This is a genomic window from Flavobacterium chryseum, assembly GCF_004362015.1.
In the GTDB taxonomy this organism is placed as follows: Bacteria; Bacteroidota; Bacteroidia; order Flavobacteriales; family Flavobacteriaceae; genus Flavobacterium.
The window spans coordinates 369,532-386,880 of sequence record NZ_SNWW01000005.1 but is presented as its reverse complement, the minus strand read 5'-3'; the positions used below and the strand labels follow the sequence as shown (position 1 = coordinate 386,880).

12 protein-coding genes and 1 tRNA gene are annotated in these 17,349 nt (G+C 34.2%); 5 read left to right on the top strand and 8 right to left on the bottom strand.

The annotated features are described in order from the left end of the window. Window positions 1-64 precede the first annotated feature (64 nt). The 7 genes from EV143_RS12325 to EV143_RS12295 form a co-directional block, all read right to left on the bottom strand. Window positions 65-1,159 carry a glycoside hydrolase family 18 protein gene (locus tag EV143_RS12325; protein ID WP_133508235.1) on the bottom strand — a complete coding sequence of 365 codons (1,095 nt, stop codon included), beginning with the start codon at window positions 1,157-1,159 and terminating at the stop codon, window positions 65-67. 272 nt (window positions 1,160-1,431) lie between these two features. Continuing rightward, window positions 1,432-3,237: an acyl-CoA dehydrogenase family protein gene (locus EV143_RS12320; RefSeq protein WP_133508234.1), complete on the bottom strand. Its 1,806-nt coding sequence runs from the start codon at window positions 3,235-3,237 to the stop codon at window positions 1,432-1,434. 58 nt (window positions 3,238-3,295) lie between these two features. After that, window positions 3,296-3,646, bottom strand: a complete 351-nt coding sequence (locus tag EV143_RS12315) for a four helix bundle protein (protein WP_133508233.1) — start codon at window positions 3,644-3,646, stop codon at window positions 3,296-3,298. Between the two features lie 42 nt (window positions 3,647-3,688). Further along, window positions 3,689-4,870, bottom strand: a complete 1,182-nt coding sequence (locus tag EV143_RS12310) for a thiolase family protein (RefSeq protein ID WP_056193737.1) — start codon at window positions 4,868-4,870, stop codon at window positions 3,689-3,691. A gap of 92 nt (window positions 4,871-4,962) precedes the next feature. Beyond that, window positions 4,963-7,353 carry a 3-hydroxyacyl-CoA dehydrogenase/enoyl-CoA hydratase family protein gene (locus EV143_RS12305; protein WP_133508232.1) on the bottom strand — a complete coding sequence of 797 codons (2,391 nt, stop codon included), beginning with the start codon at window positions 7,351-7,353 and terminating at the stop codon, window positions 4,963-4,965. A 56-nt stretch (window positions 7,354-7,409) separates the two neighbouring features. Then, on the bottom strand, window positions 7,410-7,868 hold the full coding sequence (locus tag EV143_RS12300) for a MarR family winged helix-turn-helix transcriptional regulator (RefSeq protein ID WP_133508231.1): 459 nt from the start codon (window positions 7,866-7,868) through the stop codon (window positions 7,410-7,412). Window positions 7,869-8,113: 245 nt separating this feature from the next. Continuing rightward, window positions 8,114-9,127 carry a helix-turn-helix transcriptional regulator gene (locus EV143_RS12295; protein WP_133508230.1) on the bottom strand — a complete coding sequence of 338 codons (1,014 nt, stop codon included), beginning with the start codon at window positions 9,125-9,127 and terminating at the stop codon, window positions 8,114-8,116. A gap of 251 nt (window positions 9,128-9,378) precedes the next feature. Between EV143_RS12295 and EV143_RS21800 the strand changes: the two genes are divergently transcribed. From EV143_RS21800 to EV143_RS12285, 3 genes are read left to right on the top strand one after another with little or no spacing between them, the layout of a single operon-like run. Beyond that, on the top strand, window positions 9,379-11,253 hold the full coding sequence (locus EV143_RS21800) for a PKD domain-containing protein (protein ID WP_243739853.1): 1,875 nt from the start codon (window positions 9,379-9,381) through the stop codon (window positions 11,251-11,253). After that, entirely contained in the window at window positions 11,247-13,781 is a 2,535-nt protein-coding gene (locus EV143_RS21795) for a T9SS type B sorting domain-containing protein (protein ID WP_410503703.1), read from the top strand. The genes EV143_RS21800 and EV143_RS21795 overlap by 7 nt, the downstream gene beginning before the upstream one ends. A gap of 15 nt (window positions 13,782-13,796) precedes the next feature. After that, window positions 13,797-14,801, top strand: a complete 1,005-nt coding sequence (locus EV143_RS12285; RefSeq protein ID WP_133508229.1) for a PorP/SprF family type IX secretion system membrane protein — start codon at window positions 13,797-13,799, stop codon at window positions 14,799-14,801. A gap of 92 nt (window positions 14,802-14,893) precedes the next feature. Here the strand turns inward: EV143_RS12285 and EV143_RS12280 are convergent, their stop codons facing one another. Beyond that, window positions 14,894-15,508 (bottom strand): HD domain-containing protein, encoded by a 615-nt coding sequence (locus EV143_RS12280; RefSeq protein WP_133508228.1) that lies wholly within the window; start codon window positions 15,506-15,508, stop codon window positions 14,894-14,896. Between the two features lie 198 nt (window positions 15,509-15,706). On the opposite strand from EV143_RS12280, the gene EV143_RS21470 reads away from it, so the two are divergent. Together EV143_RS21470 and EV143_RS12275 are read left to right on the top strand one after the other, a co-directional pair. Continuing rightward, a tRNA-OTHER gene (locus EV143_RS21470) sits at window positions 15,707-15,824 on the top strand. 244 nt (window positions 15,825-16,068) lie between these two features. After that, window positions 16,069-17,346: a methyltransferase domain-containing protein gene (locus tag EV143_RS12275; protein ID WP_133508227.1), complete on the top strand. Its 1,278-nt coding sequence runs from the start codon at window positions 16,069-16,071 to the stop codon at window positions 17,344-17,346. The last annotated feature ends 3 nt before the right edge of the window (window positions 17,347-17,349 follow it).

The window sequence follows — 17,349 nt, the reverse complement described above, 5'->3', positions numbered from 1 at the left end:
TTTATATAGAAAAACGGCAACTACATTATTTTATAGTTGCCGTTTTTGTTTTATTTGATATTTTTTATTTCGCTTTTTTTACTTCGTAAATAGCATTTACCATTCCGTTATGTGGCGTATCTAAAGTAAGTTCCCAAAACATGATTCCACCTAATTTCTTAGATTTTACATATTCGGTTTTTGCTTTAATTGACGTAATATCATCTGAAGTTGCAAATGTCTTTTCCTTTTCATTATACCAATAAGGCGCTTTTGCTTTTTTATCCCAAAAATATTTCCAACCGTTTGCTTCTGTGTAAGTAGCTGCAAAATTTTTAAAATCAACACCTTGAATATGTTCTCCAGCTTGGTATAAACCGTTATTTACATTTGCTACATTCTTCCATGTTCTGGAGTAAAAAGCGCCGCCAATAATTAATTTTTCAGCAGGAACTCCTTGCTTCAATAAAAAAGTAACCGCTCTGTCTGTCGATTCTTCCTTAGGATTTGTACTGTATAAAGGTGTATGATGTCCTGTAACTTTAGAATATCCGTTTACCAAATCATAACTCATAATATTAATACGATTTACTAAAGGCGTTACCATTTTCCAATCTATAGATTCATCCAGATACTTTTGAAAACCTCCGGCAGCAAAACTCAATTCGTAGTCTTTTCCTAAAGTAGAACGTAATATTTTAAGTAGTTCAGTGAAGTTGTTTTTATCAGCTGGCTGGAATAAATGTCCCGGAAGTCCTTCGATAGCAGGATATTCCCAGTCTAAATCTAAACCATCTACTTTAAAATAATTACTAACTTCTTTTACCGAATTGGCGAAAGTTAATCTTCCTTCTGCAGTAGAAAATGCAGCAGAGCAAGGTTCGCAACCGCCCCAGCCACCAAGAGAAAGTACAATTTTTAGTTGTGGATTTGAAGCTTTTAACGAAACTAAATGTTTAATTGTGGTAGAATCTTTAGGAGAATCGACGCTTAGTTTTCCGTCTTTTAAATGACAAAAGCTAAAAATAATTTGGTCTAGTTTATTTACTTCATATTCGTTAATCAGTTTATCATCACCAGTATAGTAAGCGATAATATCCAGTTTTTTACTTTTTTGTGCAAAGATATTTGTAGTAAAGCTGCACAATAACAGTAAGGCAATTAGGTTAATTTGTTTCATTTTTAAGCTATTAGTTTTTTGAATGCTAAATATAAAACATTAGAATCGAAAATTCACTATTGATTTTGTAGCAGAATCGCAATTTTAATAAAGATTTGTGAAATGATATGGTAATGTAGTGTAGAGGCGCACAGCAGTGCGTCTCGTCGTTGTGTAGACGCACTGCTGTGCGTCTCTACGAACGATATCGTGAAAAAAATAAAAAAATAAACCCGCACAGTTTCGGACAAGTGCGGGTTTAAACAAATTAAAAGCTAAAAACTATTTTTGTATTAGAAGCAGTATTCGTTTTCTGCAACTAATTTATTGGTAATCGTTTCTCTTAATGCCACTACGTTTGGCAAGTTGGTGTATTTTGTAAAACGTTTTAATCCCATTAACATCATACGTTGTTCGTCTCCTTCAGAGAAAGAAGCAATACCTTCTTTACCTCTCAAGTTTACAATATCAACCGCTTTGTACAAGTATAATTTTGCCATAGCAATTTGCTCTTGTACTTTATCTTCACCTTTATTTTTGGCTAATTTTTCAGTTCTAAGAATAGTACTTTCAGCCATGTAGATTTCGATTAAGATATCAGAAGCAGCCATTAATAATTGTTGGTGAGAATCTAAATCCGGACCGTATTTTTGAACAGCGCTACCGGCAACCATTAAGAATACTTTCTTAAGATTAGCGATAATTCCTTTTTCTTCAGCAAATAATTCAGAGAAATCAGGAGCATCAAAAGATGGAATTCCCATCAATTCTTCCTGAACTTTCATTGCTGGTCCTAGTAAATCAACATGACCTTTCATGGCCTTTTTGATCAACATACCAACAGAAAGCATTCTGTTAATTTCGTTTGTTCCTTCGTAGATACGAGCAATACGAGCATCTCTCCAGGCACTTTCCATTGGAGTGTCTTCAGAGAATCCCATTCCACCAAAAACCTGAATTCCTTCATCAGCACAATTCTGAACATCTTCAGAAACAGCTACTTTAAGAATAGAACATTCGATAGCAAATTCTTCAACACCTTTCAATTCAGCTTCCTGATGACTAGTTCCTTCTGCTTCACGAGCAGCGATTCTGTCTTCGATATCTTTTGCAGCACGGTAAGAAGCACTTTCGCCAGCGTAAGCACTAGTTGCCATTTCAGCTAATTTAGAACGAATAGCTCCAAAAGATGAAATTGGTGTGTTAAACTGAATTCTTTCGTTAGCATATTTTACAGCTCCAGAAGTTACTCTTCTTTGAGCATCAAGACATGCAGCCGCTAATTTAATACGACCAACGTTTAAAGCGTTCATTGCAATTTTGAAACCGTTTCCTCTTTCAGACAACATGTTTTCAACAGGAACTTTTGTATCGTTGAAGAAAACCTGACGTGTAGAAGAAGCACGGATTCCTAATTTATGTTCTTCTTCATTCATAGAAATTCCGTTATCAGCAGTATTTTCTACGATGAAACCTGTAATATTTTTATCATCTCCAATACGGGCAAAAACGATGAAAACGCTGCAGAAACCTGCATTCGAAATCCACATTTTTTGACCAGTAATTTTGTAGTGTGTTCCATCTTCAGATAAAACCGCTTTCGTTTTTCCTGAGTTAGCGTCAGATCCTGCGCCTGGCTCAGTCAAACAATAAGCTCCAAACCATTCGCCAGAAGCCAATTTTGGAACGTATTTTTTCTTTTGCTCTTCAGTTCCATAAAGGGTGATTGGCATAGTTCCAATTCCGGTATGAGCACCAAAAGCAGTTGAGAATGAACCTGTAGCACCAGAAATGTAATCGCAAACTAACATTGTAGATACGAATCCCATTCCTAATCCGCCATATTCTTCAGGAACCGCAACTCCAAGAAGTCCAAGTTCACCAGCTTTACGCATGCTTTCTTCTGTAAATGCGTAATCTTTTTTCTCAAAGCGATTTTTGTTAGGCCAAATTTCTTTGTCTACAAACTCTTTTACAGAGTCACGCATCATTAATTGCTCTTCCGAAAAATCTTCTGGTGTAAAGATATCTTCGCACTTTGTTTCTTTAACTAAAAACTGACCACCACGGGTTACGTTTTTTTCGATTGTATCTGCCATTTTTTATTTTTTTTAGAGAAAAGAAAATAGAATATAGAAAATAGACTTTTGACTGAACTTATTTTAGTCCGTTTTGGAAGCCCATTGTCATTCTTTGAAATTCTTCTATTTTAATTTCTAATTGGTTAAATTGTATTTCGTTTATATATTTTCTATGTGTAGCAATTAATAATTGCGTGATTAGTTCAAATGAAGAACCTAGAGAAATGTCTAAAAAATGACTGAAAGATTTATCAGTTCTTGAAGAACCTTCAGCAATATTACTAGGCATTGAAACTGAACATCGACTTATTTGAGAACTTAAATCATACCTCTCATGTTTTGGAAATTCTATTAATAAATCTGAAATTTCATTAGCAATTGAAATTCCAAGCTGCCAAATCTTTAAGTTCTTATAATTATGCCGCATTCTAAAAATCTATATTCTATTCTCTATATTCTATTTTCTTCCTTATAATACCTCGTAAATCCCCGCAGAACCTTGTCCAGTTCCCACACACATAGAAACGATTCCGTATTTGTTTCCTCTGCGTTTCATCTCATCAAATAACTGAACAGAAAGTTTAGCACCTGTACATCCCAGAGGGTGTCCTAAAGCGATTGCTCCACCGTTTACGTTTACGATATCAGGATTTAAACCTAACTCGCGAATTACAGCAAGTGATTGAGAAGCAAAAGCCTCGTTTAATTCAACCAAGTCAATATCTTTCAATTCTAAGCCAGCTTGTTTTAATGCTTTCGGAATTGCTTTTACAGGACCAATACCCATGATTCTTGGTTCAACACCAGAAGAAGCGAAGTTTACAAGTCTTGCAATTGGCTCCAAGTTTAATTCTTTTACCATGTCTTCACTCATGATTAAAACAAAAGCTGCACCGTCACTCATTTGAGAAGAGTTACCAGCAGTTACGCTTCCGTCAGCAGCAAATACAGGTTTTAAACCCGCTAAAGCAGCAACAGAAGTTCCGGCTCTTGGACCTTCGTCTTGTTTTACAACATAAGATTTTGTTTCTTTTTTTCCATTTTCATTGATGAAAGTCTGATCAACCGTAATCGGAACGATTTGTTTGTCGAATTTACCTTCAGCTTGTGCTTTTAAGGCTTTCATGTGAGAATTGTAAGCAAACTCATCCTGATCTTCTCTTGAAATTTTATATTGATTGGCAACCGCTTCAGCAGTTAAACCCATTCCCCAATAGTAATCTTCGTGACCTGCAGCAGCAACTTTATAATCCGGAGTTGGTTTGTAACCTCCCATCGGAATAAAACTCATGCTTTCTGCTCCACCGGCAATGATACAATCTGCCATCCCTGATTGGATTTTAGCTGTTGCCATTCCTATAGTTTCTAAACCAGATGCGCAATAACGATTTACCGTTACACCAGGAACATCTTCTACTTTTAATCCCATTAAAGAGATTAAACGTCCAACGTTTAGACCTTGTTCTGCTTCCGGCATGGCATTTCCTACCATAACGTCATCGATACGTTTTTTGTCAAAATCAGGCAGTTCATCCATCATAAACTGAATGGTTTCTGCTGCTAATTCATCAGGTCTTTTAAATCTAAAAACACCTTTTGGAGCTTTTCCAACTGCTGTTCTATATGCTTTTACTATGTAAGCTGTTTTCATTTGTTTTTGTTTTTAAGAGTATAGAAGATAGAATATAGAAAATAGACTTTACTCAGTCTTAAATCTATATTCTATTCTCTTTGTTCTATTTTCTAATTACGAAGTGGTTTTCCTTTAGTTAACATATATTGGATACGCTCCAACGTTTTTCTTTCTGTACAAAGAGATAAAAACGCCTCTCTTTCGATATCTAATAAATATTGTTCAGATACTAAAGTTGCTTCAGATAAATCTCCACCGGCCATTACATAAGCCAGTTTGTTAGCGATTTTTTTATCGTGTTCAGAAATGTATTTTCCAGCTTCCATTTGATCTGTTCCAACTAAGAACATTCCAAGTGCTTGTTTTCCTAGTACTTTCACATCAGTTCTTCTGATTGGTTGTGTGTAACCAGCTTCTGCCATCAACAATGCATGTTTTTTAGCTTCAGCAATCTGACGATCTTTGTTTACCACAATAACGTCTTTACCATGTTGTAAAAGTCCGGTATCAAAAGCTTCATAACCTGAAGTGGAAACTTTTGCCATAGCGATTGTTAAGAAATATTCCTGAAGAACATTCAATTCCACATCGTTTTTGCGGAATAAATCTGAAGCTCTCAAAGCCATTTCTTTAGATCCACCACCACCAGGAAGTACACCAACACCAAATTCAACTAATCCCATATACGTTTCTGCAGCAGCTACCACTTTATCAGCGTGTAAACTCATTTCGCATCCACCGCCAAAAGTCATTCCGTGAGGTGCAACCACAACTGGAATTGAAGAATAACGAACGCGCATCATCGTGTCCTGAAACAATTTGATTGCCATGTTCAATTCGTCGTATTCCTGCTCAACCGCCATCATGAAAATCATTCCGATATTAGCTCCAACAGAGAAATTTGCTGCCTGGTTTCCAATAACTAAACCTTGATATTCTTTTTCAGATAAGTCGATTGCTTTGTTGATAGCCTGAAGTACATCGCCACCAATGGTATTCATTTTAGATTGGAATTCTAAATTCAAAATTCCGTCTCCTAAATCCTGAATGATTGCACCACTGTTGCTCCAAACTTTTTTGCTTTCGCGAATGTTGTTCAGAATAATGAATGAATCTTGTCCAGGAACTTTTACTTGTGATTTTGTTGGAATATTATAGAAATAAGTTGCTCCTTCTTTTACAGAGTAGAAACTTTCGCTTCCTGAAGCTAACATTTCAGTAACCCATGCAGCTGGCTCTAAACCTTCTGCTTTCATGATTTCGATTCCGTTGGCAACACCAATCGCATCCCAAATTTTGAATGGACCATTTTCCCATCCAAAACCGGCTTTCATAGCATCATCAATTTTGTATAATTCGTCTGAGATTTCAGGAATTCTATTTGACACATAAGCAAACATTCCAGAGAAACTCTTACGGTAAAATTCTCCCGCTTTATCTTTTCCTTTTACCAAAACTTTAAAACGATCAATTGGTTTATCGATAGTTTTTGTTAGTTCAAGCGTTGCAAAACTTGCTTTTTTGGCAGCGCGGTATTCTAATGTATCTAAGTCTAAAGAAAGAATATCTTTATCTACTTTTTTATAAAAACCTTGTCCGGTTTTACTTCCCAACCATTTGTTTTCCATCATTTTGTTGACGAAATCAGGAAGTTTGAACAATTCGTGTTGTTCGTCAGTCGGGCAGTTTTCGTAGATTCCGTTAGCAACGTGTACCAAAGTATCCAATCCAACAACGTCAACCGTACGGAAAGTAGCCGATTTTGGACGACCAATTACGGGTCCAGTCAATTTATCAACTTCTTCAATCGTCAATCCCATTTCTTTTACCAAGTGGAATAAACTCTGAATTCCGTAAATACCAATTCTGTTTCCAATAAACGCCGGAGTATCTTTAGCCACAACCGAAGTTTTTCCTAAAAATTTAGATCCGTATTCGTTTAAGAAATCCAATACTTCAGTTGAAGTTTTTGGACCAGGAATAATTTCAAATAATTTTAAGTAACGCGCAGGGTTAAAAAAGTGAGTTCCGCAGAAGTGTTGTTGAAAATCTTCGCTTCTTCCTTCGCTCATAAAGTGAATTGGAATACCAGAAGTATTTGAAGTAACCAAAGTTCCCGGTTTACGGAATTTTTCGATTTGTTCAAAAACTAGTTTTTTGATATCCAAACGTTCTACTACAACTTCAATAATCCAGTCTACATTGGCAATTTTTGCCATATCATCAGTCGTATTTCCAGTTGTGATTCGGCTTGCGAATTTTTGACTGTAAATAGGAGAGGGTTTCGATTTTAATGAATTCGCTAAGTGCTCGTTTACCACACGGTTGCGAACAACTTTACTTTCAAGCGTTAATCCTTTTTTAGTTTCAGCTTCTGTCAATTCGCGCGGTACGATGTCCAGAAGTAAAACTTCAACACCAATATTGGCAAAATGACAAGCTATTCCTGAACCCATAATTCCGGATCCAATTACAGCAACTTTTTTAATTGTGCGTTTCATAAGTAGTTAATATTTTGTTTTTTTGTATGGAATCTGATTTGTCTTAGAAAATAAGGTTATTCATTTTCTAATTTTTCTGTGTGATTAAATATGTTTTTGTCCTGAATCAATTCATTGATAATTTCCGAAACTTCAATAAAATGTTTTAATTTTTCGTCTGAAACATGTTTTCTAACGGTTTCATTAAATTTCAGAACCGTGTTTTTAGATAAATCTCTTTTTTCCTTTCCAAATTCTGTTAAGTATATTAGAACACCGCGTCCGTCACTTGGATTTTTCTTGCGAACAATTAAACCTTTGTCTTCCATCGATTTTAATGTTCTGGTTAAACTGGTAGCTTCCATTCCCATTCTTGGGCCTAAAGCGGTAGACGGAGTTCCCTCTTCCTTATCTATACTTAAAAGAGCAAATCCGGTGGCCATTGTGGCATCGTATTTTGCGGCTTCTTCGTTATACATTCTTGAAACAGCCTGCCATGTAGCTCTCAAAATATAATCTATTGTTTTGTCTTTCATAGGTAACTATATCGATTTCAAATATAATCAAAAAATACTATGCACGCATATAATTTTCTAATAAATTTTTGGTTAATAAAAAAATGTCTCTGAAATAGAGCGGTTTATGGTTAATTTTAATTGAAATATACTATTCTTTTTTTAGAATTTATCAAAATTAGAAGCTTAAAAAAGGATTTTTGATTCTCAGTTTGTTCTAAATTATTTATTATGTAAAAAATACCTTGTTTGAATACGAATAAAATTTACTCTTCATATTTTGCCAATGCATTCTGAAGCGTTTTTTTCATACGGTTTCTTAAATTTTCAGGTCTCAGAATTTCAATTCCACTACCAAATCCAAGTAAAAGGCGTTCCATTTCATAGTTTGGAGTAATGAACAAATGAACGATTACACTTTTGTCTTCGTTTTCCTGAATCAGCCTTTGAGTATGATGTAATGGTTTGGTTAAAACATAAGGAGCATTTTCAGCATCAATCCAAAGTTCGATTCTTCGGGGTTGTAAACCTGTATTTACAGTCACACCAATTACATTTTTATAAAACAAATCAGCATCAAAATCTTCTTCTAAGTAAGGAAGATTAAAATCATAATCAATCGAAATAATTCTGTCGAGCGCTAAATTGGCAATAGGTTGAGATCCTTTTTTCTTTCCCACTAAAAACCAACGATTATTAAACTCCTTTAAAATAAAAGGATGAAAATGAAATTTGCTCTCTTCTATTGATTTAAAAGATTTATAAGTAATGACAAGCGCAACCTTTTTGATAATGGCCTGATAAATTTCATCTAAATAATGAAGCCCTTTTAAGTTTTCGTTTTTATCCAAATAAATAACAGGTTTGGTATGCGATTTTTCGGCGTAGATTTTATCTTCCAAACGCTGCAGAATATCAGATACATCATTAAAAAGAGAAAAGTCTTTAAACTGCTTTAACATCGAAACCGTTTCAGTTAAAACATTCATGTCAGTTTCCGTTAACGGAATATCTGTTATCGTAAATTCATCATCGTCATATTTATAATACTTTTTATCATAGACAACGATTGGCGCATTGTAGCCCAGTTTTTCACTTCGCATTAACTGAATATCCATCTGAATGGTTCGTTTGCTGATTGAATTTTCGCGTCCTTCATATTCAAACAAAGCTTCAGAACAGCATTCGATCAAATCTTCTAATGTCCATGTTCGGTACTTATTCTGAAGACATTTGTCGATTGTTTTATAGCGGATTAAGGCATTTTTATTTTGTGACATATTTTAATATTTTTTTACATTGACTGGTAAATAAAATCTTATGTTTTTGTTTTTTGTGTAATTTTTTTAAAATATTTTTCAAGCAATTTTTTTTTCATTTGAAAGCTTAAGTGCTAAAAATACACTTTTTATAATACTACGCAAAATAGTTGCGTATTTGATTCTTGACTTCTTTTTAAAACGCGTATTTGTACTATTTTTTTGTTTAAAAAAAACATATACTTTTACGCCTCAAAAACAAATTCTTTTCTATGAGGAAACTCTACTTATTACACCTATATATTGTTTTAATACTTAGTACATCAGTTTATGGTTTTAATAAAACCGAAGAAAATAAGCTGATTCATGATTGCAATATCACTCTTATTGTTCCGCCCACTGTAGATTTTAATTTTACAAATGATGGTGCCTGTTCCGGAACTCCGGTTACGTTTACTCCCATTATTGGTGGTGTTGGCCCATTTAAATATGTATGGAATTTTGGAGATGGAACACCTAATTCAACAGAAACTAGTCCAAGTCATAGTTACACAGCGTTAGGTTGTGGTTTTCAGAATTTTAATGTGACACTAACCGTTACAGATGCTAACGGTGAAGTAAACATGAAAACAATAACTGTCTCTGTAAAACAGAAACCAGATTTAAAGTTTGTAGATCAGAATAATGCCGGATCAAACAAACCTTTTGAAAGATGCGGTGATAATAACTCGAATCCTAAATACACCATTAATGTTGGAAATAATTCTAATTCAGTTGGTTGTATAACAGCATATAGTGTAGACTGGGGAGATGGAACTTCTGAGGCAAATGTTACTTTTCCGAAATCGCATGAATACCAAAAATTGGGTTCTTTTAATATGGTGATAACTGCAAACGGAATTAATAGTTGCAGCAATTCTATTACTTATGTAGTTAAAAACTCCAATAACCCAATTGGAGCCCTTATAGCTCCGGGTAATACAACCAATTTATGTGTACCTGTTGCTCCAATGGATTTTGCAATTGGTGCCTGGGGATTAAATCCTTCAGATACAAATTATCAGGTTAGTTACGGAGATGGTAGTTATCAAAGTTACACTCAGGCGCAATTAGAAAGCTCTGTATATTATAATAAATTAAATCCTCAGGCTTCTCAAAATTTTCCTATTCCTCATAAATATACAAGAGCTAATTGTGACACGAATGGAAGTACAGTCAATTTAACGATAACAACCTCTTGCGGAAGCACGTATCTTAATGCCGGGCCTATTATTATTTTAGATGTTCCGCAGATAAGTTATTATGTGCCAGCTGTGGCATGTGTTAATTACGGAGTATCTTTTAGTAATTCGACTTATGCAGGTTATACTAATGGTTGTAGTACTTTAAATGTTTATACCTGGGATTTTGGTGACGGAACAACATCCAGAGAAGTTAATCCTTATCACGTCTATACAAAACCGGGTAAATATCCCGTTACATTGAGTGCTACTACACCTTGCGGAGTCGGAATAACACCACCTCCACAATATATATGTGTAGAACCTATATTACAACCAGATTTTACTTTTGGTAATGCTTGTGCTTCAAGTAATCTTCAAATGACTAATACCACAGATACAAGTTTAAGTTGTGGTGCGGAAAATTATAGATGGGAAGTTTATCATTACAATGATGGATTCTGTGGTAAAGAAACATATCCAGGATCAGGAATGGGACAATGGTATTTTACAGATGGCACCGGTTATACATCTAAAAATCCGGTTTTTAATTTTGTGACACCAGGTACATATTATGTGAGACTCTCAGCTTGGAATACGTGTGGAATAAATGCAAGGACTATTGAAAAAGTAATACAGGTAAAAAAACCACCAGTTGTAACGTTAGATCCTATTTCAGATTTTTGTAAATCAGCGACAATATTGCCTGTCGGCAAAGTAGAACAAACTTGTTCTCCCGCTAATGAGATAAGTTATTTGTGGACCTTTCCAGGAGGAACACCGTCAACATCTACATCTCTCGATCCAGGACCAATAAACTATACAATAAGTGGTGATTACGAAGCAATTTTTGCCGTTACCAATAGTTGCGGAACTACTGAGGCAAGAAGGAAGTTTTCGGTTAATACCGTTCTTCTCCTATTATAACGCCAAAAACGTTACAAATTTGTAGTGGCTCTTCTTTTCAGGTTACACCTTTTACAAACGGAATTGATAATGTACCTGCGGGAACAACTTATATATGGCCTACGCCTGTGGTTTCTCCTCCGGGCGCGGTAAGTGGAGCCAATGCTCAAGGAAGTCCTGTAACAACAATTAGTCAGTACTTAACGAATAATACCAATAGTCCTGCTACAGTTACATACACAATATCACCGATATCAAAAGTTTGTCCGGGACCTGATTTTACAATTACCGTTACGGTTGATCCTTTAATAAAAGTGGTTGAAACTATAAAAACGGTTACCTGTTTTGGATTAAGCGACGGAGCAATAGCAATAACGGTTGCTGGAGGAATTCCTTTCCCGACAGGAAATCCGTACACATTTGCCTGGACTGGTCCTAACGGATTTACAAGTTCAGATCAAAATATTTCTAATTTAAAAATGGGTTCTTACAATTTAAGGGTTACTGATAACGGGAAATGTCCTTTTGTAAAAACTTTTTATGTTAGTGAACCGGGTAAATTTCAAATTTTTCAGGAATCTAAAACAGACATCACCTGTTTTGGTTTAAATGATGGAAGAATTAATGTTGGCGTAACCGGAGGAACAGTACCATATAAATATGAATGGTTTAAAGATGGAATTGCATATCCGGTTAATTCTGGTAATCTCAGTAATTTGGCACCTGGAAAATATGATGTAACCATTACAGAAGTAAATAGCTGTGATATATTAAAAAGAAGTTTCACTATAATTGAACCGCCATTATTAGAACTAACTTATGTAAGTCAGGTTAATATTTTGTGCTACGGATACTCTACAGGAGAAATTAATGTAAAAACAGTTGGCGGTAGATTTACCGAAACTTCTCCGGGCGTTTTCAATTACAGATACAGATGGACAGGACCAAACGGATATACAAGTACCGTTCAGAATCCGAGAAATTTATTTGCAGGAACTTACAACTTAACCGTTACTGATAATTCTGGTTGTACTGATAATTTACAAGTTGTTTTACTTCAAAATGACGAGATAAAATTGAATGCTAGCAAAACTGAAATAGCATGTTATAATGATGCTAACGCATCGATTACCATAAATAGTATTACAGGAGGAGTTCCGTTTGCCACCGGAGATCCTTATATTATAAAATGGAGTAATTTAGGTACAGGAATGGTACAAAATAACTTATCTGCCGGAACTTACATTATTACAATTACAGATTCATTAGGCTGCCCAAAAGTATTTACTATTATCATTGATAATGCACCTGTTTTTACTATAAATCCGGATGTAAAACAAATTACTTGTTTTGGTCAAAAAGATGCACATATCCGTTTAAATCTTGTGGGAGGTAAAACTCCGGTTAAACTCGTTTGGGATGATGATGCAACCGCAGGAATTGAAAGAAATAACATTGGAAAAGGAAAGTATTCTGTAACTATTACAGATGCCAAGAATTGCGTAATTAAAGAAACTTTTGAAATTGTAGAACCTTTATTGCTGGAAATTAGAGGAGATGTTTTTAATCCGCTAGATTGTGTCAGAGCCGATACTGGCGCTATCAATTTGGTAGTAACAGGAGGTACACAGCCTTACACATACAGTTGGTCGAACGGGCAAAGAACCGAAGATTTAGTAAATCTTGTACCCGGAAATTATACTGTTGTAGTAACAGATACTAATGGCTGTAAACAATCAGAAACCTGGCAAATTACCCGATTTGATCAATTGACACCAACAATTGAAGTTTTAACCGATTTTAATTGCGATACCAAATTTGTAAAACAAACCTTCGTTGGGCATGTAAAAGGAGGAATTCCGCCTTATACTTTAACATGGTCAGACGGTGTTGTTAGTGGGGATAATAATGAAATTATGAATACTGAAAATAACGGTTTAATCATTTTTAGTGTTACAGATAGTTTTGGCTGTACTGCCGATTATCCGTACAATGTTGATACACCGGTTTTAGGTGAGGCCAATTTCGCAACAAGTTCTTACGGTAAAGAAATGTTTGATTTATATTCTATTTATGATCCCGTGAAATTTACAAATCTGGCGACAGGTGATTTTACCAGTACATCATGGGATTTTGGAGATGGTAATTTTTCAACAGAAGAAAATCCGGAACATATTTATACAAGAGTTGGAACGTATACCATAAAACAAACGGTAAATTATCCTTTTGGATGTCAATACAGTTATAGCGCTACGATAAAAGTAGAAAAAGGATACAGTATCATTATGCCAAATGCATTTACACCAAATAATGATGGCATTAACGACACTTTTGCGCCTGTATTTTTAGGATTGTCTAACATTACGCTTGACGTTTTTGATACGTGGGGTGCAGTTGTATATTCAGAAACCGGGACTAATATTCGAGGATGGAATGGAAGGGTAAAAGATTTAGAAGCCGAAAACGGTAACTATTATTACAAAATTACCTTAAAAACCTTTTACAACCATACGGTTACAGAAAAAGGAGCCTTCACATTAATTAAATAAGCAACAAGATTTACAATGAAATTAAAACTATTTTTTATAATAATAACATGTTGCTTTTTTTCGCAGGCAAGAGCGCAGGATCCCATTTTTACACAATATTTTTTAATTCCCGAAACGCTAAATCCAGGATTTTCAGGCTTTATGGAAACCACTTATGCAGGTATCATTCACCGCGAGCAATGGCCAGATCTTGATCTTAGAATAGATACAGATTATGCATTCGTAAATACCTGGAGTGATGACATCAATAGTGGTTTTGGTATCAGTTTTTTAAATCAAAGAGAAAATGTAACAAGCTATAATTTTTCTGAAATCAATGCCAATTATGCTTACAAAGTGCGATTAAACGATTATTGGGAATTTAGGCCGGCAGTTGAAGTTGGTTACGGAATTAAATCTTTTGCATTTCAGAATTTATTATTAGAAGATCAAATTAATATAGGAACGGGCGTTATAAACCCAAGTTCGATGGATCCAATATTACTAAATAGAAAAGTGAACTTTCTGGATGTTTCGGCAGGAATGGTTTTCAATACCGATGAAGTCTGGATTGGACTTTCGATGAAACACCTTAACAAGCCAAATATCGCCTTTAGTTCAGAAGGAAATGTCCCTTTAAATACATTTTTCTCTTTAAGCGCCGGTTATGAATTTCTTATTGCAGATTATATAGATGCAGTATTGTTGCCGTATGAAACCAAGTTTTTTGTAACCTCAAACTACATGCAGCAAGGCCGTTATAACCGATTAGATCTCGGAGCTTCGATTTTATTCGAAAAAATATTCTTTGGAGCAACAGCTGTTACAAATCCGGCAAAAAACGGAATGAATGGGAATTTACTAACATCAGTAAACTTATTTACCGGATTGCAATATGAAAATTTACGATTGGGATTATCTTATGATTTAAATACTACTAACATTGGAAAAACCGGTGGGATTTATGAACTCTCTTTAACCTATCAATTTAGCTTAGCAAAAAAATGCTTTGGCTGTCCTAATTACGAAGGCAAAAATTAAATTCAATATCAAATAATTTCAGACTAAGACACGAAATCGCAAAGTAAATAAATTAAAACTTTGCGATTTCGTGTCTTTATTTTTCAATGTTTCTATTGTAATAACAAAATCTCTTTCTCAATATTCAATCTCGCTTTTTCTTCATACAAACTCCTGAATTCCTCGGTTTGAAATATAAAATCATTTTCCAAAAAATGCTTTAAAGCTTTTGCGCGTCCTGGTTTGTATAGAAAATCAGGATAAATGCGATATTCTTTTCGAATCTGTTCAAAATAAATTTGATATTCATTCCAGTCTCGGGCGAGAATCTTCAAATCAAAATCGATTAGCCAATTAATATCTTCAACTATATTTTTTTGATGTTGTTGTGTCGCAAGAATGGCATCAAAAACTAATTTTCTGTCAAGTTGAATATTTTCAGACAAAACAGACAATGCAAATTCAGCACTTTTGAGTTCATTATCTTTTTTACTGCTCGAATAAATATAATCGTGATAAAAAATAGAAAATAATATTTCATTACGCTTTTGAAGTTTATCAGAATAAGATTCAAAACTCTTAACCATATTCTTTATATGTGTCAAGTTGTGATAATATCTTGATTTTTTAGAATATGCCTTTTCTAAATCCAGCCAATTTTTTTGGATTTCATTTTTTTCAAAACCAATATCAGTCAGTAATTCCGTGAATTTTTCCTTCAGGTTCATATTCTTTTTTACTCAAAAATAACATTTCTTTTTAACTGCGCAAAATAACTGCGCACTGCTTTTGAAATCTTTGTTCAGGAAATAAAAACAAACGTTCATTGAAAATAAAAAATTGAATAAAGCAGGTCAAGTTTTAAGTTACTTTGAAACTCTTTCCACGTACACACTTATACCATTACCTTTTTATTCAAATATTATGAGGCAGTAGCTCAGCGGTTAGAGCAGGTAGTTTTGAAATTATCCTTAAAAGGTCAATCAAAACTTACTTCGTACACTTTTAATGTCCGGGTCGTGGGTTCGAATCCCATCTGCTTCACTATTAATAGTCTATATTAAAGCTGTAAACGTACTGTTTGTCATTTCGAGGCACGAGAAATCTCCGAAAGTAGCTCCGCAACGAAAGCCCAATCTTTGTTGAGCCTCTCAAGGAGATTTCTCCCCCGTCAAAATGATATCCTACATTTGAAAAACCGTTTAATAGAGAAGAAGAAAATTTAATTTAACTGCGCAAAATAATTGCGTAGGTGAAAATCTATATTTGTCAAACAAAAATAAACACAATGATTATAAAACTTAAATCAGAGAACAAATACTTTTTAGATATCCTTTATAAAAATCCAAATACGGATCAGGGTCTCTATTTAAAAGAATTAAAAAACGGAATTATTACAGGAAATGTTATTTCTGCTTTTGAATATCATTGTGTCTTTCTGGATGGCAAAAACAGTTATTTGCCCGAAGAAGGAAATCAAATTGATTTTCAAAGTTACTGTAGCCCATTGTTAGCTTTGAATATAGCAACCGAATTTTTTAATCATCTATATAAAGAAAATGCAAGTTTGAATGAAACAGTAATTTCATGGTTAGACAAAAATTACAATGAAATTGATACAGAAAAATGTACGATAGAAGTTGCTACTTTTTTTATCGATTCTGGTTGGTATAAAAACGGAAATTATCTTTTGTCCAAATACATTGACGGAATTTCATTAAACCATAAAATAGGTAATAATTTCGAATTAAAAATAGGAGGAAAAACAGTGAGAGAAGCATTGCAGAAATTTTCGCTTGTGGCCTTGTTTTCGCACTTTACAAATAAATATGCGGTTTACACTTATATCGATGATTATTTTATTCAAAAACATATCACGATGTTAACCAATATTTCGGGTATTCCGTATTTCGTGTTTTACCTTTTTATAAAAAGAATAATGCGTTCTCCGGTTCAATTTGAAAAATTCAAACCACAGTTAGAAGCGTATTTTGACAACGAAGTTCAATTTGTTTTTACAGATACGCATCAATCCAGAAAAGAATTTATTTGTAGCAAAATCAATTTTGATGAACCGGTTTTAGATTTTGGCTGTGGCGAATTACAATATTTTAAAATGTTGCTTAAAAAGGGATTTGCAAATGAATATCACGCATATGACGAAGTTGATTTTAAACATATTGCAGACAAAATCATAGCGATAGAAAATGCTGATAACTTGCATTGGGTTGAAAATTTAGAAGAAATAAAAGGTTTTGAAGGTCAGATTATTTTGAGCGAAGTTATCGAGCATAATTCTTTTGAAGAAGCAAAATCATTACTAATCTGGATTCGCGATAATACGCAGTTTAAACAATTATTTGTAACAACGCCGGATAAAGATTTTAATGTAAATTATGAAATGACAGAAGAATTCAGGCACGACGATCACGATTTTGAATTATCAAATTCCGAATTCGTAATGTTAATTAATGAAATTTTCCCAAATCCTAAATCATTTTACGGAGTAGGAGATTGTGTAAAGGGAGTGTATCCAACAAGTGCCGTAATCATTCAAAAAAAATAAAAG

Bases quoted from the DNA above. Each gene is read 5' to 3' on its own strand.
- EV143_RS12325 (WP_133508235.1), bottom strand. From the start codon at position 1,159: ATGAAACAAATTAACCTAATTGCCTTACTGTTATTGTGCAGCTTTACT.
- EV143_RS12320 (WP_133508234.1), bottom strand. From the start codon at position 3,237: ATGGCAGATACAATCGAAAAAAACGTAACCCGTGGTGGTCAGTTTTTA.
- EV143_RS12315 (WP_133508233.1), bottom strand. From the start codon at position 3,646: ATGCGGCATAATTATAAGAACTTAAAGATTTGGCAGCTTGGAATTTCA.
- EV143_RS12310 (WP_056193737.1), bottom strand. From the start codon at position 4,870: ATGAAAACAGCTTACATAGTAAAAGCATATAGAACAGCAGTTGGAAAA.
- EV143_RS12305 (WP_133508232.1), bottom strand. From the start codon at position 7,353: ATGAAACGCACAATTAAAAAAGTTGCTGTAATTGGATCCGGAATTATG.
- EV143_RS12300 (WP_133508231.1), bottom strand. From the start codon at position 7,868: ATGAAAGACAAAACAATAGATTATATTTTGAGAGCTACATGGCAGGCT.
- EV143_RS12295 (WP_133508230.1), bottom strand. From the start codon at position 9,127: ATGTCACAAAATAAAAATGCCTTAATCCGCTATAAAACAATCGACAAA.
- EV143_RS21800 (WP_243739853.1), top strand. From the start codon at position 9,379: ATGAGGAAACTCTACTTATTACACCTATATATTGTTTTAATACTTAGT.
- EV143_RS12285 (WP_133508229.1), top strand. From the start codon at position 13,797: ATGAAATTAAAACTATTTTTTATAATAATAACATGTTGCTTTTTTTCG.
- EV143_RS12280 (WP_133508228.1), bottom strand. From the start codon at position 15,508: ATGAACCTGAAGGAAAAATTCACGGAATTACTGACTGATATTGGTTTT.
- EV143_RS12275 (WP_133508227.1), top strand. From the start codon at position 16,069: ATGATTATAAAACTTAAATCAGAGAACAAATACTTTTTAGATATCCTT.